The sequence below is a fragment of the Dyadobacter pollutisoli genome, assembly GCF_026625565.1.
Lineage (GTDB): Bacteria > Bacteroidota > Bacteroidia > Cytophagales > Spirosomataceae > Dyadobacter > Dyadobacter pollutisoli.
The window spans coordinates 6,507,726-6,532,562 of sequence record NZ_CP112998.1; the positions used below are offsets into that span (position 1 = coordinate 6,507,726).

At 44.9% G+C, this 24,837-nt stretch carries 24 protein-coding genes; 11 read left to right on the forward strand and 13 right to left on the reverse strand.

All coding sequences use genetic code 11. The features are described 5' to 3' along the window. Positions 1-12: 12 nt before the first annotated feature. Entirely contained in the window at positions 13-3,432 is a 3,420-nt protein-coding gene (lacZ, locus tag ON006_RS26950; RefSeq protein WP_244821289.1) for a beta-galactosidase, LacZ type, read from the reverse strand. A 140-nt stretch (positions 3,433-3,572) separates the two neighbouring features. Here lacZ and ON006_RS26955 point away from each other — a divergent pair, with 140 nt between their 5' ends. Then, a complete protein-coding gene (locus tag ON006_RS26955) occupies positions 3,573-4,340 on the forward strand; it encodes a type III pantothenate kinase (protein WP_244821290.1) in 768 nt (255 codons plus the stop codon). Here the strand turns inward: ON006_RS26955 and ON006_RS26960 are convergent. After that, positions 4,337-4,735, reverse strand: a complete 399-nt coding sequence (locus ON006_RS26960) for a gamma-glutamylcyclotransferase family protein (RefSeq protein WP_244821291.1) — start codon at positions 4,733-4,735, stop codon at positions 4,337-4,339. The genes ON006_RS26955 and ON006_RS26960 overlap by 4 nt on opposite strands. A gap of 149 nt (positions 4,736-4,884) precedes the next feature. Between ON006_RS26960 and ON006_RS26965 the strand changes: the two genes are divergently transcribed. From ON006_RS26965 to ON006_RS26990, 6 genes are all read left to right on the forward strand, one after another. After that, positions 4,885-6,345: a TonB-dependent receptor gene (locus ON006_RS26965; RefSeq protein ID WP_244821292.1), complete on the forward strand. Its 1,461-nt coding sequence runs from the start codon at positions 4,885-4,887 to the stop codon at positions 6,343-6,345. A 91-nt stretch (positions 6,346-6,436) separates the two neighbouring features. Then, positions 6,437-7,759, forward strand: coding sequence for an Nramp family divalent metal transporter (locus ON006_RS26970; protein WP_244821293.1), 1,323 nt, complete (start codon positions 6,437-6,439; stop codon positions 7,757-7,759). Positions 7,760-7,896: 137 nt separating this feature from the next. Next, entirely contained in the window at positions 7,897-9,204 is a 1,308-nt protein-coding gene (locus ON006_RS26975) for a Gfo/Idh/MocA family protein (RefSeq protein WP_244821294.1), read from the forward strand. A gap of 102 nt (positions 9,205-9,306) precedes the next feature. Continuing rightward, complete coding sequence (locus tag ON006_RS26980) at positions 9,307-9,639, forward strand: type II toxin-antitoxin system HigB family toxin (protein ID WP_244821295.1); 333 nt, start codon at positions 9,307-9,309, stop codon at positions 9,637-9,639. Between the two features lie 3 nt (positions 9,640-9,642). After that, complete coding sequence (locus ON006_RS26985) at positions 9,643-10,071, forward strand: helix-turn-helix domain-containing protein (protein WP_244821296.1); 429 nt, start codon at positions 9,643-9,645, stop codon at positions 10,069-10,071. A gap of 61 nt (positions 10,072-10,132) precedes the next feature. Beyond that, positions 10,133-10,504 (forward strand): DUF5618 family protein, encoded by a 372-nt coding sequence (locus ON006_RS26990; protein WP_244821297.1) that lies wholly within the window; start codon positions 10,133-10,135, stop codon positions 10,502-10,504. A gap of 69 nt (positions 10,505-10,573) precedes the next feature. Here the strand turns inward: ON006_RS26990 and accC are convergent, their stop codons facing one another. From accC to ON006_RS27035, 9 genes are all read right to left on the reverse strand, one after another. Further along, positions 10,574-11,923 (reverse strand): acetyl-CoA carboxylase biotin carboxylase subunit, encoded by a 1,350-nt coding sequence (gene accC, locus ON006_RS26995; RefSeq protein WP_244821298.1) that lies wholly within the window; start codon positions 11,921-11,923, stop codon positions 10,574-10,576. Between the two features lie 36 nt (positions 11,924-11,959). Continuing rightward, positions 11,960-12,442 (reverse strand): acetyl-CoA carboxylase biotin carboxyl carrier protein, encoded by a 483-nt coding sequence (gene accB / locus ON006_RS27000; protein WP_244821299.1) that lies wholly within the window; start codon positions 12,440-12,442, stop codon positions 11,960-11,962. 88 nt (positions 12,443-12,530) lie between these two features. After that, the gene (gene efp, locus ON006_RS27005) at positions 12,531-13,097 is read right to left on the reverse strand and encodes an elongation factor P (protein WP_244821300.1); all 567 of its coding nucleotides are present in this window, start codon (positions 13,095-13,097) and stop codon (positions 12,531-12,533) included. A 48-nt stretch (positions 13,098-13,145) separates the two neighbouring features. Next, positions 13,146-14,141, reverse strand: coding sequence for a beta-ketoacyl-ACP synthase III (locus ON006_RS27010; protein WP_244821301.1), 996 nt, complete (start codon positions 14,139-14,141; stop codon positions 13,146-13,148). An 87-nt stretch (positions 14,142-14,228) separates the two neighbouring features. Next, on the reverse strand, positions 14,229-15,167 hold the full coding sequence (plsX, locus tag ON006_RS27015; protein ID WP_244821302.1) for a phosphate acyltransferase PlsX: 939 nt from the start codon (positions 15,165-15,167) through the stop codon (positions 14,229-14,231). 132 nt (positions 15,168-15,299) lie between these two features. Then, on the reverse strand, positions 15,300-15,494 hold the full coding sequence (gene rpmF, locus ON006_RS27020; protein ID WP_215234912.1) for a 50S ribosomal protein L32: 195 nt from the start codon (positions 15,492-15,494) through the stop codon (positions 15,300-15,302). Positions 15,495-15,580: 86 nt separating this feature from the next. Continuing rightward, entirely contained in the window at positions 15,581-16,159 is a 579-nt protein-coding gene (locus tag ON006_RS27025; protein WP_244821303.1) for a YceD family protein, read from the reverse strand. A 72-nt stretch (positions 16,160-16,231) separates the two neighbouring features. Continuing rightward, positions 16,232-16,864, reverse strand: coding sequence for an acetyltransferase (locus ON006_RS27030; RefSeq protein WP_244821304.1), 633 nt, complete (start codon positions 16,862-16,864; stop codon positions 16,232-16,234). 107 nt (positions 16,865-16,971) lie between these two features. After that, positions 16,972-17,616 carry a hypothetical protein gene (locus tag ON006_RS27035; protein ID WP_244821305.1) on the reverse strand — a complete coding sequence of 215 codons (645 nt, stop codon included), beginning with the start codon at positions 17,614-17,616 and terminating at the stop codon, positions 16,972-16,974. A gap of 78 nt (positions 17,617-17,694) precedes the next feature. On the opposite strand from ON006_RS27035, the gene ON006_RS27040 reads away from it, so the two are divergent. Continuing rightward, positions 17,695-19,167, forward strand: a complete 1,473-nt coding sequence (locus ON006_RS27040; protein WP_244821306.1) for a M61 family metallopeptidase — start codon at positions 17,695-17,697, stop codon at positions 19,165-19,167. Between the two features lie 97 nt (positions 19,168-19,264). Here the strand turns inward: ON006_RS27040 and ON006_RS27045 are convergent, their stop codons facing one another. Together ON006_RS27045 and ON006_RS27050 are read right to left on the reverse strand one after the other, a co-directional pair. Then, positions 19,265-20,170, reverse strand: coding sequence for a TIGR01777 family oxidoreductase (locus tag ON006_RS27045; RefSeq protein WP_244821307.1), 906 nt, complete (start codon positions 20,168-20,170; stop codon positions 19,265-19,267). A gap of 32 nt (positions 20,171-20,202) precedes the next feature. Continuing rightward, positions 20,203-21,021, reverse strand: coding sequence for a lysophospholipid acyltransferase family protein (locus ON006_RS27050; protein ID WP_244821308.1), 819 nt, complete (start codon positions 21,019-21,021; stop codon positions 20,203-20,205). A 233-nt stretch (positions 21,022-21,254) separates the two neighbouring features. On the opposite strand from ON006_RS27050, the gene ON006_RS27055 reads away from it, so the two are divergent. The 3 genes from ON006_RS27055 (at position 21,255) to ON006_RS27065 (ending at position 24,806) form a co-directional block, all read left to right on the forward strand. Further along, positions 21,255-22,724: a M48 family metalloprotease gene (locus ON006_RS27055; protein WP_244821309.1), complete on the forward strand. Its 1,470-nt coding sequence runs from the start codon at positions 21,255-21,257 to the stop codon at positions 22,722-22,724. A 194-nt stretch (positions 22,725-22,918) separates the two neighbouring features. Further along, positions 22,919-23,386, forward strand: a complete 468-nt coding sequence (locus ON006_RS27060) for a MarR family winged helix-turn-helix transcriptional regulator (protein ID WP_244821310.1) — start codon at positions 22,919-22,921, stop codon at positions 23,384-23,386. An 85-nt stretch (positions 23,387-23,471) separates the two neighbouring features. Beyond that, on the forward strand, positions 23,472-24,806 hold the full coding sequence (locus ON006_RS27065; protein ID WP_244821311.1) for a TolC family protein: 1,335 nt from the start codon (positions 23,472-23,474) through the stop codon (positions 24,804-24,806). The last annotated feature ends 31 nt before the right edge of the window (positions 24,807-24,837 follow it).

Below are 24,837 nucleotides of genomic sequence, written 5' to 3' on the forward strand. Positions count from 1 at the left end.
CAAGTCTTTTTATTATCTCCGGCGGCGCCTGCGAGAAGACTTCTTCTTAACCACTTTTTTACGAACAGGAGCCTTTCTGACAGTTGTTTTCCTAACAGGCGCTTTCACTTCCTCCTCTTCGGCAAGCTCCTCTTCGGTAACCGCAGTCGCATCATTGTCCGCGCTTACCGTTTCACCGGAGGAAGTTTTGCTGGTGTAAGGAAGCTTCGTCCCGGCCAGCTGATCAATATTGCTGGTACTTTCAATGGCCCTCAATCTGAATGCGTAAGAGTATGTTTTGGCGGGTAACAAGTAAGCCTCATGTACACGCGGTGACCAGCTGTCGTCTCCGCCAAGCCCCATTTGTGCCATGTCAATGTTCACGGTTGTGGCGGTGCCCCGGCTAAGCGTTGCGCCGCGTTTTTTGGCAGCAAGCAAATCCTTATCCGTATAGTCATGAACGTTGAAGTTGAATACCGAGTCACTGATCGCCATTAATCCAAGCCCCTCCTGATTGGTGACGGTTGCCCAGCGGACATTGGTCTTGTTGCCGTTTTCCTGTGGTGTAATGTACGGGAAATGCTGATCTGCCACCGAGCCTAGGTACAGGCCTATTCTTCCGCTGGTTTTCCGGTCAGCGTAGGTCTCGTGCGGACCATTGCCGTACCATTGTGTTTTGTTGAAAGTAGCAGGCATTTGAAACTGCATGCCGGCTTTGGCAAGTACCGGCCATTCACCAGTCGGTGTAAGGCTATTTTTTACGTAAATGTCGCCGGAGGCGTAAACCATATACTCCGAAACGACTTCCAGTTGTCCTTTCAGGCTCTTCAATGTCTGGTTAAGAGTAACTCTGTAAATCTGGGCAGTCAGTCTTTGTGTTTTAATATCGGACGAAGCTATTTCCAATGTGTCCAGACCCGCTTCACGCCAGCGCGTTGCGTAACTTTTGGCTCCGCCGCCTTCATCGTTATCAGTAGGTACCCGCCAGAAATTAGGGAAAGGGCCTTTTTCAAGCATTTCCTCCTTCTTATTTTTGAAAGAGATCATTCTTCCGGCACTTTTGTCAAACGTTACAGAAAAATCCTGCCCGCTGATCTGAACTTTTCCCGAACTAATCTGAGCAACCCGGAGCGGTTTTTCGCTGTATAGGCTCAGGTTAGGCAGCGGTGTAGAAGGTTTAACAACTGGTATCTGGTGCCAGGCGACTTCATGCCCTTTTGGCGCCCAGAGATTAGCGTCTTTTAATCTTAAACTCAGATTAAGAAAATACTCACCGTGTGGTTTGCCATTGGCTGGCAGTTCGTAAGGAATGGTGATCTGCTGTTTTTGTTTTGCCGGAATGTTAAGATTTGCAATGGTACCTCCTTTGCCCACCGCCTTGCCGTTTTCCTGCAATGTCCACACCAGCTCGTAACCCTGTAAAGTCTGAAAGTCGAAGGTATTATGAATGGTGATCTGTTTCTGGCCGGGCTTTAATGTGTCAGCAGCCTCGAATTTTACATATTGATACACCTTTTTAACTTCATTCAGCTCGGGTTGAGGAGTACGGTCGGGATTTACCAGTCCGTCACCTGCATTGGCGCCGTCGATGTAATTGAAATAATCCCAATAAGTGCTGCCGTCTGCTTTTTTCAATTTCAACCCCTGATCCACCCAGTCCCAGATGAAGCCGCCCTGCATAGTCGGGTACTTTTCGATTATGTCCCAGTATTCTTTCAGATTACCGATGCTATTACCCATCCCATGCGCATATTCGCACACGATCAATGGCCGCGTTTTATCTTTTTTCACTAACTCGATCATATCCTGTGTGGAAGGATACATGACCGAAATAATGTCGAAACTGCTCAATGTAGTGGGTTTGTAATCCTTTCTACCTTCGTAGTGAATAGGTCGGGTAGGGTCGGCGAGACGGATAAAATCACCCATATCAGCAAAATTCTGCCCCATTCCCGATTCATTCCCCAAAGACCAGATAATCACCGAAGGATGGTTTTTATCCCGCTCCACCATTGCATTTCCACGTGTGAGAAACGCCGACCGCCATTGCGGATTGTCGGCCAGGATCACGTTGCGGCTCCATAGTTCGTGACTTTCAATGTTGGCTTCATCGATTACGTAAAGGCCGTACTGGTCACAGAGATCGTACCATTCCGAGGTGTTGGGATAATGTGACGTCCGTACGGCGTTAATGTTATTTTGCTTCATCAATGTAATGTCCCGGATCATGGATTCGCGGCTGATCACCCTGCCCGTTTCCGGGTCGAATTCGTGGCGGTTTACGCCTTTAATGGTAATCGCTTTTCCATTAACGAGCAGCTGCCCGCCCTTGACCCTCACATCCCTGAACCCTACGCGCTGGCTCGCTGCTTCGATCACCTTACCATCTGAATTCATAAGCTGGATCGAGAGGGTATACAGGTTTGGTATCTCCGCACTCCATTTGGCTGGATTGGAAACCGGTATTTCTACCCGCACAGATCCCTCCCTGGATGGTTCCAAAGTTCCCAGCATCTGACTTACCGGAGTTGCTACAACTGATTTATTAGCGTCATAAAGTGTAAATAAGACCTGGTGTGCATGAATGGCTTCGGCTCCGTAATTTTTCACAAAAGCACTTAATTTCAATGTTGCGTGCTCATGATTTGCATCCAGGATGGTCCTTACCGAATAGTCTGTCAATATTACTTTCGGCCGGACAAGCAGGTTAACATCCCTGAAAATGCCCGATAACCGCCAGTAATCCTGGTCTTCGAGGTAGCTTCCGTCCGACCAGTTGATCACTTCCACTGCCAGCTGATTAATCCCAGGCTTAATATCCGCAGTTACATCAAACTCAAACGGGGTCATTCCGTCCTCGTGGTAGCCGATCGCCTCACCATTGAGCCACACATAACAGGCAGACTGAACTCCTCCAAACTGTAAAAAGATCTGCTTTTCCTTTGCGTCTTCACCAACTGTAAACGAAGTTCTGTACATCCCTACCGAGTTGGTATCGGCGGTAATGCGGGGAGGATTGGCTTTAAATGGATGTTTGATGTTGGTAAATATCGGACGGTCGTAATTACGGCCTTCCCTGGCACCAAAGACCTGCCAGTTGGACGGTACCGGAATAGTTTCCCAGTTGGCATCCGAAACCTTGGGATCGTAGAAATTAAGCTGTGCTTTGGAAGGATGCGATGCCCATTTGAATTTCCATGTACCATTCAATGAGCGTACATATGGGGTCTTTTTATCCATGAGCAGCGCCGCTTTTTCACTGGGGTATGGAGTGAAATCAGCTCGCGGTTTTTCCGTATTGATACTGATCGCCTGCGGGTCCTGCCACTCCGGAATAGCCTGAGCATGACCTTTGAAAGGAAGATAAGCAAGTAAGAAACTCAGTAAAATAGACCCATAACGAATGGAAAGGTGCATATAACTTCTTGATAACAGATATTTAGCGATCGACATGAATTAGCAGGTCTTATCTGCGGCTTCATTTTTTTGTTAAAATTATGGATAATCAAAAAGAAACAGATGTAAATCAATATCATCATGAAGTTTTATTTGAATAATGCCTTTATTTTGCTTGCGGATGTAAATTCTTCATTATGCTTTTAGCCGTCGACGTTGGAAACACAGATACTGTTTTTGGGCTATATCAATCCGGTGACTGGGATTATATTTGGCGCACCAGATCGCTTGTACAAGAGAATGAGGTACATTATGAATCCAAACTGAGGCTGCATTTTCTGGAAGCAGGACTTTGGTTCGGTGACGTGGAGACGGTTGTGCTGAGTAGCGTAGTACCGGCATTGACCCCGGCAATACTAAAAATGCTCCGGTCACTTTTCGGAGAGGATATTATCGTAGTCGGGCCGGACATTTACCCGGGCCTCTCCATCGCGATAGACCATCCGCATGAAATCGGCGCGGACCTGATCGCCAATGCAGTAGCCGTTATGAACCGTTACCAAGAAAATTGCGTCGTGGTTGATTTTGGTACGGCACTTACTTTCACAACGATTTCGAAGGACCGGAAAATATTGGGAGTTGCCATTCTGCCGGGCCTGATTACGGCGGTAAAAGCATTGTTTGCCAACACCGCGCAACTGCCCGAGGTGCCTCTGGAACTTCCTTCTTCGGCTATTGGGAAAAACACGACAGAGGCCATTCAGGCTGGTATTTTATTAGGATATGAAGGTTTGGTGAAATCATTGCTGCATCGCATCCGAACTGAGCTTGGCGGTGAATGCATCGCAGTCGCCACGGGTGGGCTGTCCTCCATTATCGACACATTGCGGGATGAATTTGTTGAAATAGACAGAAAACTGACGCTCGACGGGCTGCGCGTGATTGGAGAAAGTATCAGAGGCTAGCCGCGAAAAAGGCCGTCGCTGAGCAATGCACAATCTTTAACCGGCTGATTGTATAAATAAACCCAGCAAGGAATGACGGACTTCGATTCCGTGGTTACCGGAACGACCCGGCGAACATACAAGCTCGCTGCTTCGTCTTCAAAAACATCCTCATATTCATCCAGATCTTTGATCAGTTCGGTACCTGGTGTGAGCCGATAAATCTCCCCGTACACTTTACTGTCAGATTTTTCTTCATAAATGGCGCCGGGGTACCAGGTAATCCGGTACAAAAGACCATTGAAATAACCCTTGCCTTCGTAGGAGGAAAGCGCATGCAGTTTTTCAGCGAAAGGGTTGCTGAATCCCCGCATTAACGTGCCATAAGTAAATAAATAGCAAGGATCGGAAGTCATGGTAACGAAGCTGTAAGGCAAATTGTTTATAGTAATAAATTATAGAACTTTTCCATTCTTCTACCAGAAGAGAGGTAGATGTGCTTATGTGATAAGTGTATTTTTCTTATATTTACATGTAAAGCTTTTCAACTTACTAATATAAAGTTATGTACGAAAAGAACCTTGGTACAACACAGAAAGCGTTGAGAATTAACTTAGATCGCAGGATTTACGGGTCATTCGCTGAGATAGGCGCGGGACAGGAAACAGCTGCGTACTTTTTTAAGGCCGGCGGGGCGTCTGGTACAGTTGCCAAAACGATGTCTGCCTATGACATGACGTTCAGTGATGCAATATATGGGACCGAAGAGGGAGGAAGATATGTAGTGGAGTCCCGGTTGATGAAAATGTTGAACCGGGAATATAATCTGGTTGAAAAGCGACTTTCGGAAAAGCGGGGCGCTGACAGTCAATTTTTTGCCTTTGCCAATACAGTTGTTGCGCTCAATTTTCAGAAGACCAATGAGTCTCACGGATGGATCGGGTTGCAGTTTCAGCTCACACCGATGGGGCCTACCAATTATATGGTGATCCACGTGCGAATGCGTGACGATGAGAATGTTCTTCAGCAGCAGGCACTTGGTATTATCGGGGTCAATCTGATGTATGGCTGCTTTTTCTACTATAAATCACCTGAGGTTCTGTTGCTGTCGCTCATGGATAACCTGACGACCGACCGGATTGAAATTGATATGGTACGTTTCAGCGGGCCGGATTTCTCGAAAGTGGACAACCGTCTGATGAGCCTGAGATTGGTGAAAAACGGTTTTACGGATGCTGCATTGTTTGGTAGTGACGGTGGGGTGCTGCAACCTTCGGAGGCATTGTACAAAAAGCACATTCTCATGTTGCGTGGCCGCCTGAGGCCGATCACCAATGTGCACATTGACCTGATCAGCAATGGACAGAAGCAATTTCTGGCAGAGCCCGATGTTGATGAATCCAAAGTTGTACTGATCTCGGAGCTTACTTTGCACAATCTGAAAGGCGGTGACCGGGATATTGACGAAAAGGATTTTCTGGACCGTGTGGACATTCTGTGCTCGCTCGGGCACATGGTAATGATCTCCAACCACCACGAATATTACCGTCTGGTGGCCTATCTGTCGAGATTGACCAAGTTGAAAGCGGGCCTTTTGCTTGGCAGCCCGAGTTTGCAGGATATTTTTGAAGAAAAGCATTATGAATTTCTTCCGGGAGGTATCCTTGAATCCTTTGCAACTTTGTTCAGCCGGAAGGTAAAGTTGTTCATTTACCCTACATTGCAGCCTGACGGATCGGTTTACAGTTGTGAAAACTTCATTGTACCTGATCACCTGCGGCCATTGTTTCAATATCTGATCATTAATGACAAAATCGAGGATATTGTGAATTATAACAAAGAGCACATGCACATTACGACCGACAGTGTGCTTGAAAAAATAAAAAGAGGGGAGCCCGGCTGGGAAAAACTCGTACCCGAAAATGTAGCCCAGATCATTAAAGAAAAGTCACTTTTTGGTCTGCCTAGTGAAGATAATTACGTGGATACTGTCAAGCAGATCCATCAGGCAGTAGGGAATCTTTGAGATTTAGCTGTCTGGGGAATTGGAATGAAAAACAAATCCCCAGACAGTAACCCCGACGGAGAAATGGCTTTTGGCTATAAATCATTTCTCCATGGCTCAGATACTGACACCTCCCTCAACCATCTCAGAAAGAATCCGTTACCTTGGTCCTGGCTTTATTCTCTCCGCCGCCGTTGTAGGTTCGGGGGAACTCATCGCTACTACTGCCTTAGGTGCCAAAGCAGGTTTTGTTATGTTTTGGCTAATCATAGTAAGCTGCCTTGCGAAAGTGGCATTACAGCTGGAATTCGGTAAAAATGCCATTTATACAGGCACTTTTATCATGCATAATTTCAATCAGCTGCCTGGCGGAAAATGGGGAAAATCACATTGGAGCATTTGGCTGTGGCTGTCTTTACAAGGGTTGAAATTGTTGCAGGTAGGCGGTATCGTTGGGGGAGTAGCCATCGTACTGAATATGGGTTTCCCGTTTATTTCTGTCAATATCTGGGCGATTATCGCCGTACTTGTAACATCTTTTCTGGTATATCGCGGTAACTATGGGCCCATTGAAAAGGGGGCTCTGGTAATGATTATTCTGTTTACAGTGGTCATTCTGCTCTCATTGCTGCTCTTGCAGGAAACGAAATACGCTATTCACTGGGACCAGCTGAAAACGGGCCTGCAATTTTCACTGCCGGTGGGTATGGTGGCCATGGCTTTTGGCGCATTTGGCATTACCGGTGTGGGCGGCGACGAGATTATGTACTACAATTACTGGTGCATTGAAAAGGGGTATGCGGCTTATGCGGGACCAAATGACGGCAGCTTGCAATGGGCTGAGCGGGCAAAAGGTTGGTTTAAAGTAATGTACCTGGATGCGGTGCTTTCTATGGTCGTATATACCATCGTTACTGCGGCATTTTATTTGCTGGGCGCGGCTGTTTTACATGGTGGAGGAAGTGTGCCGGAAGGTTACCATATGGTGGAAGTGCTGTCGCGCATTTTTACTGAAACATTGGGTCCCTGGGCGAAGACGTTGTTTCTGGTAGGGGCGTTTTTTGTGTTGTACTCCACGTTATTTACCGCTACGGCAAGCTGGGCGAGGGTTTGGGGCGATGCGTTTGGCCAGCTCGGGTGGATGAAATTTGATACGCCGGCCGAGCAGCGAAAGGCAATCGCAATACTTTCGTGGGTTCTTCCGGCAGTCTGGTGCATTCTATTCCTGTTTTTGCAGGCACCGGTCATGATGGTTATTATGGGCGGAATCGCCACCTCTATTTTATTGATCCTGATCGTTTACGTTTCCCTGGTGTTCCGCTATCGCGAACTACCCGTTTTGCTTTCTCCCTCAGCGACATATGATTTGTTTTTTTGGTTCAGCGTGGCCTCCATTCTTGTTGTCAGCGGCTATGGGCTTGTACAAATTATATAAAGCGGTATAGTACTTAAAGGCAATTTAGTAGTATTTTTTAATACGGGGCAATAAGGGCATTTGTAACAATTATCGTCTAACTGATTGCAGACCAAAGCTATGATCAACCCCAGTCTGAAATCCTAAATCTTATTCTTATGCAAAAACCAAACGAAGTTTCGAGAAGGGACTTTATCAAGAACTCAACAGGTGCGGCAGTCGCGCTTTCCATTCCCTACATTATTCCTGCTCAGGCATTCGGTGCCAATGATAGGGTCCGTGTAGCGGTATTGGGTGTGAATGGGCGCGGACAGGACCATATCAAAGGTTTTAATAATTTAAGTAATGTTGAAGTAGCTACTTTTTGCGACCCCGACAACAACATTGTTCAGAAACGGGCCAAAGAATTTGAAGAAAAAACCGGCAAGAAAGTGAAGACTGAGAATGACTTGCGTAAGGTTTTTGAAGATAAATCGATTGATGCGGTTAGTATAGCTACGCCAAACCATTGGCACGCGCTGGCTGCTATCTGGGCTTGCCAGGCTGGGAAGGATGTGTATGTCGAAAAACCAGGTTCCCATAATTTACACGAAGGCAGAAAGCTGGTAGAGGCGGCACACAAATACAAGAGAGTGGTGCAGCACGGGGTGCAATTGAGAAGTTCAGAAGCGTTAAAAGAGGCTGTAAAACACTTGCGTGACGGGTTGATAGGAAATGTTTACATGGCGAGAGGGCTTGTGTACAAATGGAGACCTGATATTGGCGACAAAGGTACCGAGCCGATACCGGCAGGGCTTAATTATGACCTGTGGACAGGTCCGGCCGAAATGAAGCCGTTCTCCAAAAACTATGTGCATTATGACTGGCACTGGCATTGGAATTACGGAAATGGTGATATTGGAAACCAGGGAATTCATGAGACGGATATGTGTATGTGGGGGCTGGGCGTCGATAGCTTTCCCGAGAAGATCACATCGTCGGGAGGCAAGTTTTTGTGGAATGATGCGAAGGAAACACCTGAGTTGCTGACGTCTTCATTTATTTATCCAAAAGAGAAAAAGATCATTGAGTTTGAAGTACGTCCCTGGATGACCAACGATGAAGGCGGTGCTGGTATCGGAAACATATTCTATGGTTCGGAGGGATATATGGTTGTAAAAGGGTATGACTATTACGAAACGTTTTTGGGTAAGGAAAAGAAACCTGGGCCAACACGCAAAGCAGGAGGCGATCACTACAAAAACTTCATTGATGCAGTAGTAGCGAAAGATCCTTCATTACTCAATGGACCGGTTGAAACTGCTCATCTTTCGTCAGGATTGGCACATTTGGGTAATATCGCTTACAGAACAGGAAGAGCGCTGACATTTGATCCTAAGACTGAGAAGTTTGTAGGAGACGATGACGCGAACAAGTACCTGACCAGAAAGTACCGCGCCCCATATTCACTGCCGCAGGTAGTGTAGTAGTATAAATTAAGTTTTTCTAAAAGCCCGGATATTCCGGGCTTTTTACTATTACAAAAGTTCTCTTTTGCAGAACTTTTGCTACATTTATACACACATTTGATGAAAGTACATCTTATAAAAAAGAAAAGCATTGAGGATTTTGTGAGAAGTAATGCAAAGAGCAAACCTTCTTGCGAGGATTGGTTGAATAAGTTGAAATATGCCGACTGGACACAGCCAGAGCATGTCAAGGCTACTTTCGGCTCTGCGGATTTGCTAGGAGACGGAACGAACAGGGTTGTGTTTAACATTGGAGGAAATAACTATCGGCTGATAGCGAAGTACGTTTTTGGCCAGAAACATGTCCATTTATTTGTTTGCTGGATTGGTACGCATTCGGATTACACTGTTTTATGCAAGAACCGCGAGCAGTATACGGTTAATCAGTTTTAAATTATGGAAACACTAAAATATAGGATAATAAAAGACGGCAAGCAGTACAAGGATTATTGTAATGCATTGGAAGAGCTGTTGATAGGTCAAAATTCAGATGAGAATATTGACGAAATTGAGCTACTTACGCTTTTGATTGAAAAGTATGATTCTGAAAACGATACATTCGGAGAGGTTGACCCTGTTACACTACTTCAATCCCTCATGAATGAACATGAAATGAGGGCAAAAGATGTTGTAGACTTGCTTAATGTAAGCAAAGGTTACGTTTCTGATATTTTACATTACAGAAAGGGAATGTCAAAAGAAGTCATCAGAAAGCTTGCAGATCATTTTAAGGTTAATCAAAAGGCCTTTAATCGACCGTATACGCTGAAAATGCCTAGCAGACTTGGAATACCAGGTACACGGATATCAATGAATCCACGATAACTTTTTATCGTAACTTAGCATTTAAAGACTGGTATTTAAACTTTTATCTATCAATACACACATGGAACCCAATCAGGAAATTAGCCGCTACCTAGCGAACGCAAAGGAAATTCTCAGTACGAAGGCAAAAAAGGAAGGAAATGAGTATCGAGACATCAAATATGTTCAGATGGCGTCCGGTACGGCTTACAATGCGGCCTTGATGATTGCTGATCAGTACCTTTTGAGGAAAGAGGGGAATAAATTTATCAAACCTAAAAGTATTGATGAATACCGAAATAGATTGAGAAAATATAACAAGACTTTACTGTCCTATCTGAACGAGGCCTACGATACTTTGCATTTGGCTGGATACTATCACGGCACACCATCTGTAAGAACCATAAAAGAGGGATTGGATGCTACGCAAAAAATGTTGGCATCGATTGAGTAATAGACCATTGACCCCATAAAAACAGCCAGCTGAATCACTTCGGCTGGCTGTTTTATTGATATTGAAATGTTATCCTTTCAACGACGAGAAGTCAAATGTTTCAAGATATTTCGTCGTGAAATTTCCTGATTTGAATCCTGCATCGTCCATTAGTTTAATGTGGAATGGGATCGTAGTTTTGATCCCTTCGATCACAAATTCCTGCAATGCACGCTTCATACGGGTGATCACCTCTTCGCGCGACTGACCACTTACGATCAATTTCGCGATCATGGAATCATAGTTAGGCGGAATAGTATAGCCGCTGTAAACATGACTATCGATACGTACGCCGTGTCCACCAGGGAAGTGCAGATTGGTGATTTTTCCAGGAGCAGGTCTGAAACCGTTTCCAGGATCCTCGGCATTAATACGGCACTCCATTGCAAAAAGCTTAGGCGTGTAATTAACACCGGAAATCGGTTCACCCGCAGCAACTTTGATTTGCTCTTTGATTAGATCGAAATCGGTAACTTCTTCCGTAATAGGATGTTCAACCTGAATACGGGTATTCATTTCCATAAAAAAGAAATCACCGTGCTTGTCCACCAAAAACTCGATGGTACCGGCCCCTTCATAACCAATGGCCTGCGCTCCTTTGATAGCAGCTGCACCCATTTTTTCGCGAAGTTCGGGGGTAATGATAGGAGAAGGTGTTTCTTCAACCAGCTTCTGATGGCGACGCTGAATAGAACAGTCGCGCTCTGACAAGTGGCAAACCTTACCAAACTGATCTCCGATGATCTGGATTTCAATGTGACGCGGCTCTTCTACAAATTTTTCGAGGTATAAACCGTCGTTGCCAAATGCAGCAGCAGATTCAGTACGGGCATCATTCCAGGCCTTTTCGAACTCGTCGGGCTTGTTAATGATACGCATTCCACGTCCACCACCACCGGCCGTCGCTTTCACGATCACCGGATAGCCAATTCCTTCGGCCAATCTTTTGCCTTGTTCAACAGATTCCAGTAATCCTTCTGAGCCTGGTACTACCGGAACACCAGCTGCGATCATGGTCGCTTTTGCAGTAGCTTTATCACCCATTCCATTGATCTGCGCAGCAGTTGCGCCAATGAATTTAATGCCATAATCGGCACATATCTGGGAGAATTCAGCATTTTCAGACAGGAATCCGTACCCGGGATGGATTGCGTCCGCGCCGGTAACTTCCGCTGCTGAAATGATATTTTGTATACTTAGGTAAGATTGTCTGCTTGGAGGAGGCCCTATGCATACTGCTTCGTCAGCAAATCGTACATGAAGGCTATCGCGGTCGGCTGTGGAATAAACCGCTACGGTTTTAATTCCCATTTCCCGGCAGGTCCTGATCACACGTAATGCGATTTCACCCCGGTTAGCAATGAGTATCTTTTTAAACATGAAAATCAATTAAGTTTTACAGATCGTCCATTGCCCTTATATAGGCTCAACAAGAAATAATGGCTGGTCAAATTCTACCGGCGTGGCGTTTTCAACTAGTATTTTTACAATTTTACCTGAAACCTCAGATTCAATTTCATTGAAAAGCTTCATCGCTTCGATCACACAAACTACCTTGCCCGGCTTGATCTCATCTCCTATGTTAGAGAATGCAGGAGTTTCTGGGCTGGATGCGCGGTAGAATGTACCGATCATCGGGGATTTGATCGTGATTAGGTTAGAAGCCGCTTCGGTGGAAACCACTGGTTCTGCAGGAGCTGACGGCGCGACCGGAGCCGTAGGTACCGCTGGCGCGTAAGATGGCGCAGGAGCGGCAGGAGACGTAGTAGTAACCGATGCCGTAGGCGCGGAACCGTAACGTTTTACCTTAATTTTCAGATCAGCAGTTTCAATGTTCACTTCATCAAGACCCGACTGGGCAATGAAGTCAATCAATTTTTGGATTTCTTTGGTTTCCATTTAGTCAAATTTAAACTGTGGGGAATATCCGTTGAGGCTTTGTAATAAGCAGGTAAGCCGGACCATTTACCTTCACAGAAAACAAAATTTATGATTTTACTCTTTCTACGTAATCGTATGTGCGGGTATCGACTTTGATTTTTTGTCCTTCTTCAATAAACAAAGGAACCATAATTCTTGCACCTGTCTCCACTTCGATTGCTTTTTTAGGAGAGTTGGCGGTATCACCTTTCAAGCCAGGCTCAGAGTAGGTTACGGTCAATTCCACAAACGGAGGCAGCTCGCAAAGCAAAGCGGCATCATTTTCAGTATTGATAAGAATTTCCACTTCTTGCCCTTCCTTCATCAGGTCGGCATTGGTAACCAGTTTTTCGTCAATCAACACCTGGTCAAATGTTTCGGAATTCATAAAGTTGAAACCAACTTCGTCTTTATATAAAAACTGGAATTTGTGTCTTTCAACGCGAACGGGAATAATACCTGCACCGGAAGAAAAAGTATTATCCAACACTTTTCCAGAGGTAAGGCTTTTCAGTTTGGTGCGTACAAAGGCGTTTCCTTTACCAGGTTTTACGTGCTGAAATTCTATAACCTGAAAAAGATCGTGGTTATAATGTATCACTAACCCATTACGCAAATCTGCAGTAGTTGCCATTTTTATTCAATAAAATTTATAATAATGCTTTTTTGGTCAATCACATAGTTAAGCACCGTAAGCCCATTTCAAGTAAATGGAACCCCAGGTGAAACCTCCTCCAAATGCGGCCAGTACCAGGTTATCTCCTTTTTTAAGCTGTGATTCATAATCCCACAGGCAAAGAGGTATTGTTGCTGCCGTGGTGTTTCCGTATTTCTGGATGTTTACCATCACTTTATCCATCCCCACGCCCATGCGGTGAGCGGTGGCTTCTATGATCCTGCGGTTGGCCTGATGTGGTACCAGCCAGGCGATATCGTCTCCTGTAAGTCCATTCTTTTCCATGATCTCAGCGGAAATGTCGGCCATGTTGGTAACGGCAAACTTGAAAACCTGCGCGCCATCCTGGAAAACGTAATGCATTCCTTTGTCAATAGTCTCATGCGTGGGCGGGTACCGGCTTCCTCCTCCTTTTTGGTTGAGATAAGGGTAACCTACACCGTCGGATTTGATAATGGAATCAATGATACCATTTCCTTCGGTATCCGGTTCGAGCAAAACCGCTCCGGCACCGTCACCAAAAAGGATACAGGTTTTGCGGTCGGTATAATCTACGATAGCGGACATTTTGTCGGCACCGACGATGATTATTTTTTTATATTTTCCTGTTTCAATGAATTGCGAACCCAGTGTGAGCGCATATACAAAACCTGAGCAGGCAGCCTGGATATCGAAACTTCCGACATTGCGGATGCCTACCATATCACAGATAAGATTGGCAGTACACGGGAAAACAAAATCAGGGGTAGTAGTGGCGCAAATCAGCAGATCAATTTCGTCCGGGCGTGTATTGGTTTTGGCAAGCAGCCCTTTTACAGCCTCGGCACCCATATGTGAACTTCCTAAACCTTCACCTTTGAGGATACGCCTTTCTTTGATACCAGTGCGGCTTACGATCCATTCATCGTTCGTCGCCACCATTGTTTCCAGTTCGGCATTTGTCAAAATATAATCAGGCACATACCCTTGTATTCCTGTTATAGAGGCTTTGATTTGGGTCATGATAAAATTAACTATTCAAACTCCGAATAGATTTTGGTAAAAAGGACAGTATCAGTTTATTCATAATGTGGTTGTCGCTTACAGAGACTAATTCAATGCTTGTGCTATATGCAAATATGCCTTGGATTTGACCTGCTTAAACGCCCAGCCGATCATATTCTTTATCGCTAAAGGTGAAGAAATTCCATGAGCGATCATAACATTCCCGTTTACCCCGATAATGGAGCTGCCTCCAATTGATTCGTAATTAGTCTGATCTATAAAATCATCCTGAAAACCTCTCTTTTTGGAAATTTCGTACAGCGATTCTCCCAATTTAAACAAAATATTACCGGTAAAGCCGTCCGTAACAATTACATCCGCTTTGTTGGTAAAGAGGTCTTTTCCCTCAATATTTCCGATAAAATTGATTCGCTTATTTTGTTTGAGAAGGGGATAGGTCGCCTGGGAAGTGAGTGAGCCTTTTTGCTCTTCTTCTCCAATATTCATCAGCGCAACACGCGGACGATCTATTTGAAAGGTATATTGGGCAAAAATAGAACCGATCTCACCGAATTGGGCAAGAACCTCGGGTTTGCAGTCAGCATTGGCACCGATATCAAGCATGATAGAATATCCGCCGCCGACCTGTGGTACAAATCCGGCAATGGCAGGTCTGATAATTCCTTCGATAGCTTTAATGCTAAACAAGGCGCCTACATGCATTGCTCCGGTATTTCCTGCACTGCAGAATATATCGACTTCTTTTTCTTTCAGAAGTTTGAAACCCACTCCTATGCTGGAATTAGGTTTTTGAGAAAGGGCTTTCGTTGGATGTTCACCCATCTCGATAACATCTTCTGCGTGAACGACGTCAACATTAGTAGGAGTGAAATTGTTTTGGTTAAAAATTTCCCAAATAACACTTTCACGGCCAATTAAAACGATTCTCGCCTCGGATGGTAGCTCAGAAGCGGCCTGGATAACCCCTTCAACAATTGCCTGTGGAGCTAAATCTCCCCCCATAGCATCTACCGCAATTTTCATTTACACGCTGTTATTTTAGACTAATAAGTTAGAAATCGAAGGTGTAAATTTAGCAGATGTGTCGTAGTAAAAAAGAATTTCGCAACAACTTTTATAGGGCTGCTGCGAAATTGATATGCTCATCGACTGAAACTAAACTGTTTTAGTGTAGTTTTCAACTACCACTTTTCCTCTGTAAACCAAGTTGCCTTCGTGAACGTGAGCACGATGTAACTGGTGAATTTCTCCGGTTGAAGAATCAGTGCCTAATTGCTTTCCGGTAAGGAAGTCATGCGCTCTGCGTGTATCGCGACGTGTAGTGGAATGTCTCCGCTTAGGATGTGCCATGATGCTTTATGTTCTGTTGTTTATTTTTGTTGTTTTGATCCAAGGGTTGAAACCCCTGGTTATAAAATTATCGGTCTTACTAACCATTACTCCCCTCTCAGTTTTTTCAATGCTTCCCAGCGGGGGTCAATTTTTTCTTCTTCTTCGTTGTCAATTACGCCTTTTTCGTCTCCTGATGAGTAAACAAGCACCCCATCTTCTTCATCCAGCGGGTCAGATTCGTCATTTTCATCACGCAAATCCGGATGTATTTTTTTGATGGGCAGCGAAAGGGCTATAAAGTCAAAAATATAACGGGCAATATTAATCCTGTTGGTATTCCGGTTTATAATCTCAATCTCATCAGTCAGTTCCTCATCGTGATCGCCGAACTTCAATATGATACGTTCGTTTGAATCAACCGGTTCCTCGAAAGGTTCCAGGCTTCTGTCACAAATCAGGGTTACTGTCCCTTTTGTCTGGAAATTAAGCTGCATCATGGTAGCGGATTTGTTCAGAACAACATGTGTTTTGAACGAGCCGTGCTCTATCAGATCCTGTTCCAGTTCCTGAAAAAATGCATCACCGGATTCCATGTCATAGTCATACTGTTTGTCTTCCAAACCGTAAATGTCTATGTTGTATTTACTTAGCTCTTTCACTTCTTCTGTCAAAAAGGACTGCAAAGGTAATGTCTTTCGTTTTAATAAAAAAACTATGGAGAAATTTTATTACTGCCGTAAACCAGTTGGTTAGGGTCAGATCTTTCTCGCAGGATTGCCAAAATAGGTAGCTCCGGCTGGCACATTCTCAACAACGACTGATCCGGCACCTACGCGCGCATTTTTGCCGATCTCGATCCCCGCCACGATAATCGCCCCTGAACCAATAAAAACGCCATTATTCAGTTTGACACGATCATTAATAATAGCGCCAGCACCGATCGTGACAAAATCACCAACCTCTACGGAAGTATCGACAACTGCGGCAGTTTGTACCAGGCAATGATGGCCAATTTTGGATTTTGCGCCGATGACAACCCGGGCGCTAATGAGGTTGCCATGCCCGATCGCCGCCATATCCGAAATGATAGAGCTGTCGTGAATTGCATTGACAGGCATTGTTTTATAGTCATTAGTCAGTGCCTCCACGAGTCTTTCACGTACCGATCGTTCGCCGATAGCGACAAATGCCTCACATTTTGAGCCAATTATGCTGAGAAAGCCAGTGTCATCGGTATCTCCCAATACACTTACATCTCCAAATTCTTTTCCATGGAGGTCTTTATGATCGTCAAGCAGGCCGTAAACCAGCACATTGTTTCGTCTGAAAATATCAAGGGCCTGAACGCCCAGATCTCCTGCGCCAAAAATTAAAACGGGGTTTTCCATATAATTAAGTATTAAATAAGTAAAAGTCATCACAGACAGGAAGGTCCGCAGATGACTAAAAAATCAAGCCACTGCCCGGCCGGCAGTACTACATATATAAGACCGGTTTAAAGGAAAGTTACGCGAAATACGAAAGGACTGCCGTATGGAGAAAGGTTCTGTCCGCTGTATTGGTCGATCTGGCTGTTGTAGCTCAGGTTATATAATGCTGTAAAATGAACGGCTTTAATGAAGCGTCCGCCGATAGGCTGGGAGTAGGACGCTCCGACCATCGGTGAACCGAGCCATTTCCTCTTTTGATAAGATCCTTCGACATTCAATGCCTCAAATTCCGCTATAATGTTGACTACCGGTACCACATTGTACATTAAGAAACCACGGCCGCCATAGTAAACAGTATTGATGTCATAATATTTGTATCTGAAATACATTAAAGTTGCCCCGACACCGCCGACCAGTTTTTCGGTAAGCTCATAACCCGCCATAGGAGACAAGTTGATATTGGTTACGGTTCCCAGGCTAAGTCCAAAACTACCTCCCAGGCGCACGCGTTCGAGAAAAGGGCGGTCCTTAAAATCAGCCAGCTTCTTTTTTTCTTCCAATTTTTTATATTCTACCGGCGGCACAGGTTTTTCCTCTGGTCTTTCCTTTTTAAGAGAATCGGGGCGGTAATACTCGTCCTGGGCCATTAATGAAGGACATATAAAAATGGTAAGCAGCATGATGCATAGCAGGAGGATTTTACTTTTCATCTTAAAATCGTTTATTTTATAATATTGTAAGTAGTAACGCAGAAACCCTCTAATTCGGTAACCACTATTTAATTATCTATGCATTATAACGTTTCGGTATCAGATCCTCAGTCTCACCTATTGTTGATTACCTATACAATTCCTGAAATCAATGATGACTATATCGAAATTCAATTACCTTCATGGAGGCCGGGGCGGTATGAAATTCAAAATTTCGCCAAAAATATTCAATTTATCGAAGCGATCTCCGCCGACCAGCAGAAACTATCTATTCATAAAGTAACGAAAGACCGCTGGCGGGTTGGAACGGCCGGCGAAAAAGAGGTACAAATTCGCTATGCTTATTACGCGATCAGCCAGAACGCAGGAACCAGTTATGTGGACGAAGAGCTCTGGTACCTGAATTTTATCAACTTCTGCATGTACACCGAGGGACGGATTTCCGAACCTTATACTATTCATCTGGAACTGCCGGAAGGTTATCAGATCGCCTGCGGGTTACCTTCCACGGGTAATGTATTGTCAGCAAAAGACTTTTATCAGCTTGTCGACAGTCCTTTGCTGGCTTCCCAATCCCTGCAAAAGTGTGAGTATGTAGTCCGTGGTGTGCAATTTAAGATATGGATGCACGGAAATCTTCGTCCCAACTGGCGGCGCATTGAAAGGGATTTCCGGCGCTTCTCCCGCGAGCAGATCGCGACAATGGGGGAGTTTCCTGAAACAGACTATCATTTCCTGAACCTGATCCTTCCTACGGCATTCTATCACGGCGTAGAGCATCATAATTCTACGATGATCGTGCTCGGACCGGACGATGAGGGGGAAGGATTATATGCGGATTTGCTGGGCGTGAGCTCGCATGAATTGTTCCATGCATGGAATATCATCAGGATCCGGCCGAAGGAAATGCTTCCTTATGATTTTACGAAAGAGAATTACTTCCGTACCTGTTTTGTCGCGGAAGGCTGCACAACCTATTATGGGGATGTTTTTCTGAAACGCGCAGGGGTTTTCACCGACGAAACTTACATTAAGGAATTGCAGGTTTACATGAAGCGGCATTTTGAAAACAGTGCACATGCCACGCAGTCTCTGGCTGACTCTTCATTCGACCTCTGGCTCGATGGTTATGAAAAAGGTATTCCTAATCGTAAGGTTTCAGTGTATCACAAAGGTGCGTTGGTAGCGCTGATCCTTGATTTATTTTTAAGAAAAAAATCAAATCACGCGCAGTCCCTGGACGATGTGATGCGGTTGCTATGGGTACGTTTTGGAAAGCCTTTTGTCGGCTATACCTTGGAAGATTACATCAGTTCGGTGGAGGAAGTAGCCGGTGAAACGCTCGAATGGTACTGGAATGACTGTATTTTCACCAGTGAACCACTGGAATTCAGGTTGAATGAAGCACTGGCATTTGTTGGCTTGCAAATGTCCACATTCAGTAATGGCAACATTCAATTGAATGTACTGGACGACTTTAAAGCGAAATTGCAGCGAGATAAATGGTTGGCGACGGTGCAGGTTTTGTCACTGGAAGAGGAAGAGGAATAGTTTTTTAGCTGTCGGCTTTCGGCAGTCGGCCGTCAAGTAGTTGCAAAATCTATAATTTAAATAAAAACCGATAGCTGACAGCCGACAGCCGAAGTCACTAGAATATTTCCTTCAAAGCAGCTTCCAGGTCAGGGAATTTGTATATGAAATCCGTTTCTTCACTGACCCGTTTATTGATCAAATAGCTGCTACCCAGTACAATATTGGCCATTTCTCCAAAAGCGATCCGTAGTGCAAAAGCGGGAACATTGGGTAGCCATTGTGGTTTGTCCAGTGCACGGCAAATTGCCTTGGTGAGTTCTTCGTTCGTTGCGACGCCTGTCGTTGCATTGTATGCGCCGTGCCAATTGTCGTTTTCTAGTCCTGCAATGTACATGTTACACAGGTCGTCCAGGTGAATCCATGACATCCATTGTTTGCCCGAGCCTAGCGGTGCGCCAAACCCGAAACGTGCAGGTTGTGCCATTCTTTCGAGCGCACCGCCATCTTTGCTGAGCACGATTCCCGTTCGTAGCTTTACAGTCCTGACACCCAGTGCGCCAACTGAGTCTGCCGCTTTTTCCCACAAAACTGTCACTTTGGATAAAAAATCGTTACCCGGTGGTGAGGCTTCGGTATGGCGTACATCCCCGGTATCTTCACCATAATAGCTGCTGCCGGATGCTGATACGAAGGCGGCGGGGAATATTCCTTTCTCTTTTAATTTCTCCGAAATTAATTGAATGGAATCGGTACGGCTGGAAATGATAACCTTTTTACGCTCCTCGGTCCAGCGTTTATCGGCTACCCCTGCGCCTGCCAAATGAATTAGGAAGTGTACATTGTCCAATGCGCCTTCCTCTATGTAGCCTTTGCTCACATCCCATTCAAATACCTGAACAGATGGAATGGATTTCTTTTTACGGCTGAGGTAAGCAATATTGTAGCCTTTCTTTAATAAAATCTCAGTGAGTCGCTTTCCGATCAGTCCTGTTCCTCCGGTAATCAATACTTTTTTGCCCATACATTATATAGCTTTAAAAAGCGTACCAGCCTCTATTGCTGAGTAATTGGAACAGACCCATCGTTGGGCGCTTCCTGCTCAATGGCCCTGGTAACTCGCTCGATCATGCTGTCGATCGATTCGTCGGGCAGGAAATGCATAGCAGGTTTGAAATGAACGGTTATCTTAGTGTTACGCTTCTTAAAACGCAACCCTTTTTTGTCAAATGCTCTTCGGAAACCGTTAATCACCACGGGAATGACAATAGGCTGATGATCTTTGATTAAATGAGCGGTGCCTTTTCTTACCGGCGCGTAGGGTTTGGTAGTACCTTGTGGGAAGCTCACTACCCAGCCGTGACTAAGGCCCATTCCTATCCGGTCCTGCGCAGAATTGTCGAGCTGCCGGGCGACATTCTCACCGTTAGCCCTCCACGAACGTTCGATGGTGATAGCGCCCCCAATGCTGAACAACCTGGGCAATATTCCGCCCTTCATGGTTTCCGCTGCCGCCACGTAGTAGCATCGCGCTCGCGGAGAAAAAAGGTAGAATGGGGGAGAAATGGTGTCTTTATAGCCCCATTTGATAGCACAGAAAATATGGTAAAATGCGATTACATCCGCAAAGTAAGTCTGATGGTTGGAGAGAAAAAGCACTCCGTTATCCGGCAGCTCCAGCAGCTGATCGCTTCCCGTAATGTTGATCTTGTTGACGGCAGTATATCGGTAGTAAGTAAACCAACCAAATACAAATATGAAGAAACGTTTGAGGAGCAGGGAGTTGCCAAATGGATCCTTTTCAAAAATGCCAAAAAAGTCGAGGCCGACCAGCCAGGACGGTAACAAACTGTATGTACGCTTCTTCAAATTCATAGTTTAAGTCAGGTGTTCGGCCATTTGCCCGGCTTTGGGAATGATGGTTACAAAAACAACTTTTGTACCAATCGGACGTAATTTATGTAATAAGCAGAGTTAATGTAAAATATATTTTTGTCGGCACAGGTTGTGCCGGGTTCGTGCTAAGGAATTGGCATGATTCTTTCGTAAAATACATTACATAACTTAATTTTGACCAACTCCATAGTCACAGTCGTAGTATCAATTATATGAAAATGAAATTTCAATTTCACATTCTGGCGGGCTTATTAGCCGTGGGAATGTTGTCGGGATGTTCCAAAAATCCAGTAACTGGCAAGAAGGAAATTATCTTTATGTCCAAGGAAAAAGAGATTGCCCTGGGTGCCGAATCACATCCCTCTATTGTGGCTACAATGGGGATTTATGATGATAAAAACCTCCAAGCCTTCATTAATGAGAAGGGAAAAGCGATGGCAAATATTTCGCACAGGCCGGATCTGCCTTATCAATTCTTCATTGTAGATTCTCCGGTTGTGAATGCTTTTGCTGTGCCCGGCGGTTACGTATACTTCACCAGGGGTATTATGGCGCACTTCAATAATGAGGCGGAATTCGCGGGTGTGTTGGGCCATGAAATCGGCCACATTACGGCGCGGCATTCAGCACGGCAGCAAACTTCGCAGATCTTTGGACAGGTAGGCTTATTAGCCGGAATGGTGCTTTCCGAAACTGTGAGAGGTCTTGCCGATCAGACGCAGCAGGCTTTGGGGTTATTATTATTGAGTTATAGCCGGGAGCACGAAACAGAATCCGATAAAATCGGTGTGGAGTATTCCAGTAAAATAGGCTACGATGCACACCAAATGGCGGATTTCTTTGGAACACTAAAAAAGATAAGTGAAAAAAGCGGGCAAACCATTCCTACGTTCCAATCCACGCACCCGGACCCGGGCGACAGGCAAAATAAAGTGGAGAAACTAGCCACGCAATACCAGACTGAGCATCCCGCCAAATACAATGTGAACCGGGATGTGTACATGCGCAAAATTGATGGTATTATATATGGTACCGACCCCAAACAAGGATTTGTTGAAAACGGAGTGTTTTACCACCCTGAATTGAAATTCCAGTTGCCGGTTCCAAGCGGCTGGCAATATGAAAACTCGCCTGCACAATTCCAGATGGCTGCGAAGGATGGTAAATCAATGATGCTTTTCACGCTGGCACCGGGCAAAAGCCTTGATGAAGCTGCACAGACGGTCATTAAAAATTACAGCTTGCAGGTTTCTGAAAACAACAAGACTACTATCAACGGGAATCCGGCGATTGCGATGATATCGACGCAGGTTGCGCAGTCACAGACTGGCCAGCAAGCAGCAGCGACTGCAAATTCAATACAAGTAGCAACATGGCTGATCCAGTACGGAGGTAATATTTATGCGATTCATGGGGTAGCTCAGGCGGCTAATTTTGGAGGAAATGTAGGTCAGTTCAAATCGGTGGCGCAAGGCTTCAAGTCAGTAAACGATCCCAATATTATCAATCGTCAGCCGGAGCGTATCCGCATCAAATCGGTACAGCGCGATGGTTCATTAAAAGACGCATTGAAAGACAATAACCAGCCGGATAGCAAACTGGACGAACTGGCGATAATCAATGGAATGGCACTTTCGGACAAAGTGACGAAAGGCATGCTGATCAAGACACTAGGAAAATAGCATAGTCCCCATTCCTGACGACTACTAACCCAGGGTTTAAACCCTGGGTTAGTAGTCGTCAGGCGCAGCCACCGAGCCCCGCTTTGCGGGGCTCTTTTTGTATCCAAACCGCTCATCCTGAACTTTCAACCATTCAAAAACTTTTTTCATAAATATTTGGTTGATATGTCAACACAATTTACCTTTGTAACGTTATGAACACGACAATGAATAAATTTACCAATCTGAAAGAAGATCTGAAGAACTCACTTCAGTTTAAGCTGGGAGTTGTTACGAAGATGGTTTTTAAAAAAGTGAATGCGCAGTTGGTTCAGGAAGGTATTCCGGTACTGGCCGAGCAACTGCCAATCCTGATGGTTGTATATTTCCAGGAAAAGGCCATGACCCAGCAGGACATCGCAAACCTACTTCAAAAGGATAAAGCCGGTATACAGAGGTCAGTGCAAACATTGCATAAGGACGGATTTTTGAAAATTGAAAGCGATATTGAGGATAAAAGAAAGAATATGGTGTCGCTCACATCCAGCGGTAAGTTTGTATGCGAAAGGATACAGGCCCTGGTAATCGCATTCAACAATCAAGTAATGGAGCATTTCTCGGAAGAAGAGCGCAAGCAGTTTCTGGGCTTTCTGGACAGAGTTGTGTCGGTCATTGAAAAATAAAAAAATTAGATCAATAGTTGACATATCACCAGTAGATATATCAACTATTTAAAAGATTAGCCACAATAATTAAATGAAAAATCCAATGAATTTGAAACAGATATGGGCCCTTTTCGCTCTGGTCCTGATCGCGGGGGCTGCTTCGGCGCAGACGACCAAGCTTAGCTTGAAGGACTGCATTGCCTACGGGATCAAAAACAATAGCAATGTTAAAATTGCCCAGTATAAAGAAGGTGTCGCCGATCAGCAATCGAGGGAAGCGCTTTCTTACTATTTACCTCAGGTAACAGGCAACGGTGCGCTTGATGATAACCTTAAACTGCAATCGACGGTACTTCCGGGGGCGTTGTTTGGTGGGGAAGACAGACGGGTCGCGTTAGGAACAAAGTACACAACCAACGTTTCGGCCCAGGTGGATCAGGTGATTTTTGATCAGGCGCTGTTGGCGGGTATCAAGGCCAATAAGCCAAACATTACCAATGCAGAATTGAACTCGAGGAAAATAAAAGAAACGATCATTTATAATGTAACAGATGCCTACTATCAGGTATTTGTCACAAGCCAACAGATTGATCTTCTGAAAGATAACTTGGATAAAACTTCCAAAATTCTCGGCACGCTGCAATTGCAACTGGACAATGGAGTGATCAAGAAAGTGGATTACGACCGGACAAAGGTGAGTTTGAACAACATCAAATCGCAATTGACATTGGCTGAAAGTAACCTGATACTTGCAAACAACCAGCTGAAATTTCAGATGGGTATGCCACTTTCGGAACAATTGGAACTGACAGACAACCCCTTAAACAAGCCTTTCAAATTGATCGAGCCAGGGAAATTCGAAGCGTCAAACCTGACTGATTTCCGGATCCAGAATGTGAATATGCAATTGCAACAAATCGAAAAGGAACGCATTAAAGCTGGCTATCTTCCAAAAGTCTCAGTATATGGTCGTTACGGTATGCAGGCGCTTGGCAACCATCTCGGTGACTCGTGGGGAAACTGGTTCAGCTATGGAGCGGTTGGGTTGAAACTGACCATTCCGATTTTCGATAGTTTCAGAAGAGATGCGCAGTACAAGCAGGCGGATTTGAACCTGATGACGCAGCAGGAACAATTGAAACTGAACACATTGAACTACGAATTGCAGAACAGTAACGCCACTACGCAGCTTCAAAAAGCGAAACTTAACCTGGCGAGCGACGAAAGCAATGTCACTTTGGCCAAAGAGGTTTACGACGTGACCACACTTCAATACAGAGAAGGAACGGTACCATTATCCGACCTGCTCAATGCCGAAACTTCCTATAAAGAAGCACAAACCAACTATATCAATTCAATGCTAAGCTATTACCAGGCTCAACTGGGCATCGAACAGTCATTGGGTACACTTAATGATTTTTATACAGCTCTACCTTGATCGTCATTGGGTCATTAATAGTCATTGAGTC

Coding starts and splice junctions, on each gene's coding strand:
- lacZ (WP_244821289.1), bottom strand. CDS start 3,432: ATGTCGATCGCTAAATATCTGTTATCAAGAAGTTATATGCACCTTTCC.
- ON006_RS26955 (WP_244821290.1), top strand. CDS start 3,573: ATGCTTTTAGCCGTCGACGTTGGAAACACAGATACTGTTTTTGGGCTA.
- ON006_RS26960 (WP_244821291.1), bottom strand. CDS start 4,735: ATGACTTCCGATCCTTGCTATTTATTTACTTATGGCACGTTAATGCGG.
- ON006_RS26965 (WP_244821292.1), top strand. CDS start 4,885: ATGTACGAAAAGAACCTTGGTACAACACAGAAAGCGTTGAGAATTAAC.
- ON006_RS26970 (WP_244821293.1), top strand. CDS start 6,437: ATGGCTCAGATACTGACACCTCCCTCAACCATCTCAGAAAGAATCCGT.
- ON006_RS26975 (WP_244821294.1), top strand. CDS start 7,897: ATGCAAAAACCAAACGAAGTTTCGAGAAGGGACTTTATCAAGAACTCA.
- ON006_RS26980 (WP_244821295.1), top strand. CDS start 9,307: ATGAAAGTACATCTTATAAAAAAGAAAAGCATTGAGGATTTTGTGAGA.
- ON006_RS26985 (WP_244821296.1), top strand. CDS start 9,643: ATGGAAACACTAAAATATAGGATAATAAAAGACGGCAAGCAGTACAAG.
- ON006_RS26990 (WP_244821297.1), top strand. CDS start 10,133: ATGGAACCCAATCAGGAAATTAGCCGCTACCTAGCGAACGCAAAGGAA.
- accC (WP_244821298.1), bottom strand. CDS start 11,923: ATGTTTAAAAAGATACTCATTGCTAACCGGGGTGAAATCGCATTACGT.
- accB (WP_244821299.1), bottom strand. CDS start 12,442: ATGGAAACCAAAGAAATCCAAAAATTGATTGACTTCATTGCCCAGTCG.
- efp (WP_244821300.1), bottom strand. CDS start 13,097: ATGGCAACTACTGCAGATTTGCGTAATGGGTTAGTGATACATTATAAC.
- ON006_RS27010 (WP_244821301.1), bottom strand. CDS start 14,141: ATGACCCAAATCAAAGCCTCTATAACAGGAATACAAGGGTATGTGCCT.
- plsX (WP_244821302.1), bottom strand. CDS start 15,167: ATGAAAATTGCGGTAGATGCTATGGGGGGAGATTTAGCTCCACAGGCA.
- rpmF (WP_215234912.1), bottom strand. CDS start 15,494: ATGGCACATCCTAAGCGGAGACATTCCACTACACGTCGCGATACACGC.
- ON006_RS27030 (WP_244821304.1), bottom strand. CDS start 16,864: ATGGAAAACCCCGTTTTAATTTTTGGCGCAGGAGATCTGGGCGTTCAG.
- ON006_RS27035 (WP_244821305.1), bottom strand. CDS start 17,616: ATGAAAAGTAAAATCCTCCTGCTATGCATCATGCTGCTTACCATTTTT.
- ON006_RS27040 (WP_244821306.1), top strand. CDS start 17,695: ATGCATTATAACGTTTCGGTATCAGATCCTCAGTCTCACCTATTGTTG.
- ON006_RS27045 (WP_244821307.1), bottom strand. CDS start 20,170: ATGGGCAAAAAAGTATTGATTACCGGAGGAACAGGACTGATCGGAAAG.
- ON006_RS27050 (WP_244821308.1), bottom strand. CDS start 21,021: ATGAATTTGAAGAAGCGTACATACAGTTTGTTACCGTCCTGGCTGGTC.
- ON006_RS27055 (WP_244821309.1), top strand. CDS start 21,255: ATGAAAATGAAATTTCAATTTCACATTCTGGCGGGCTTATTAGCCGTG.
- ON006_RS27060 (WP_244821310.1), top strand. CDS start 22,919: ATGAACACGACAATGAATAAATTTACCAATCTGAAAGAAGATCTGAAG.
- ON006_RS27065 (WP_244821311.1), top strand. CDS start 23,472: ATGAATTTGAAACAGATATGGGCCCTTTTCGCTCTGGTCCTGATCGCG.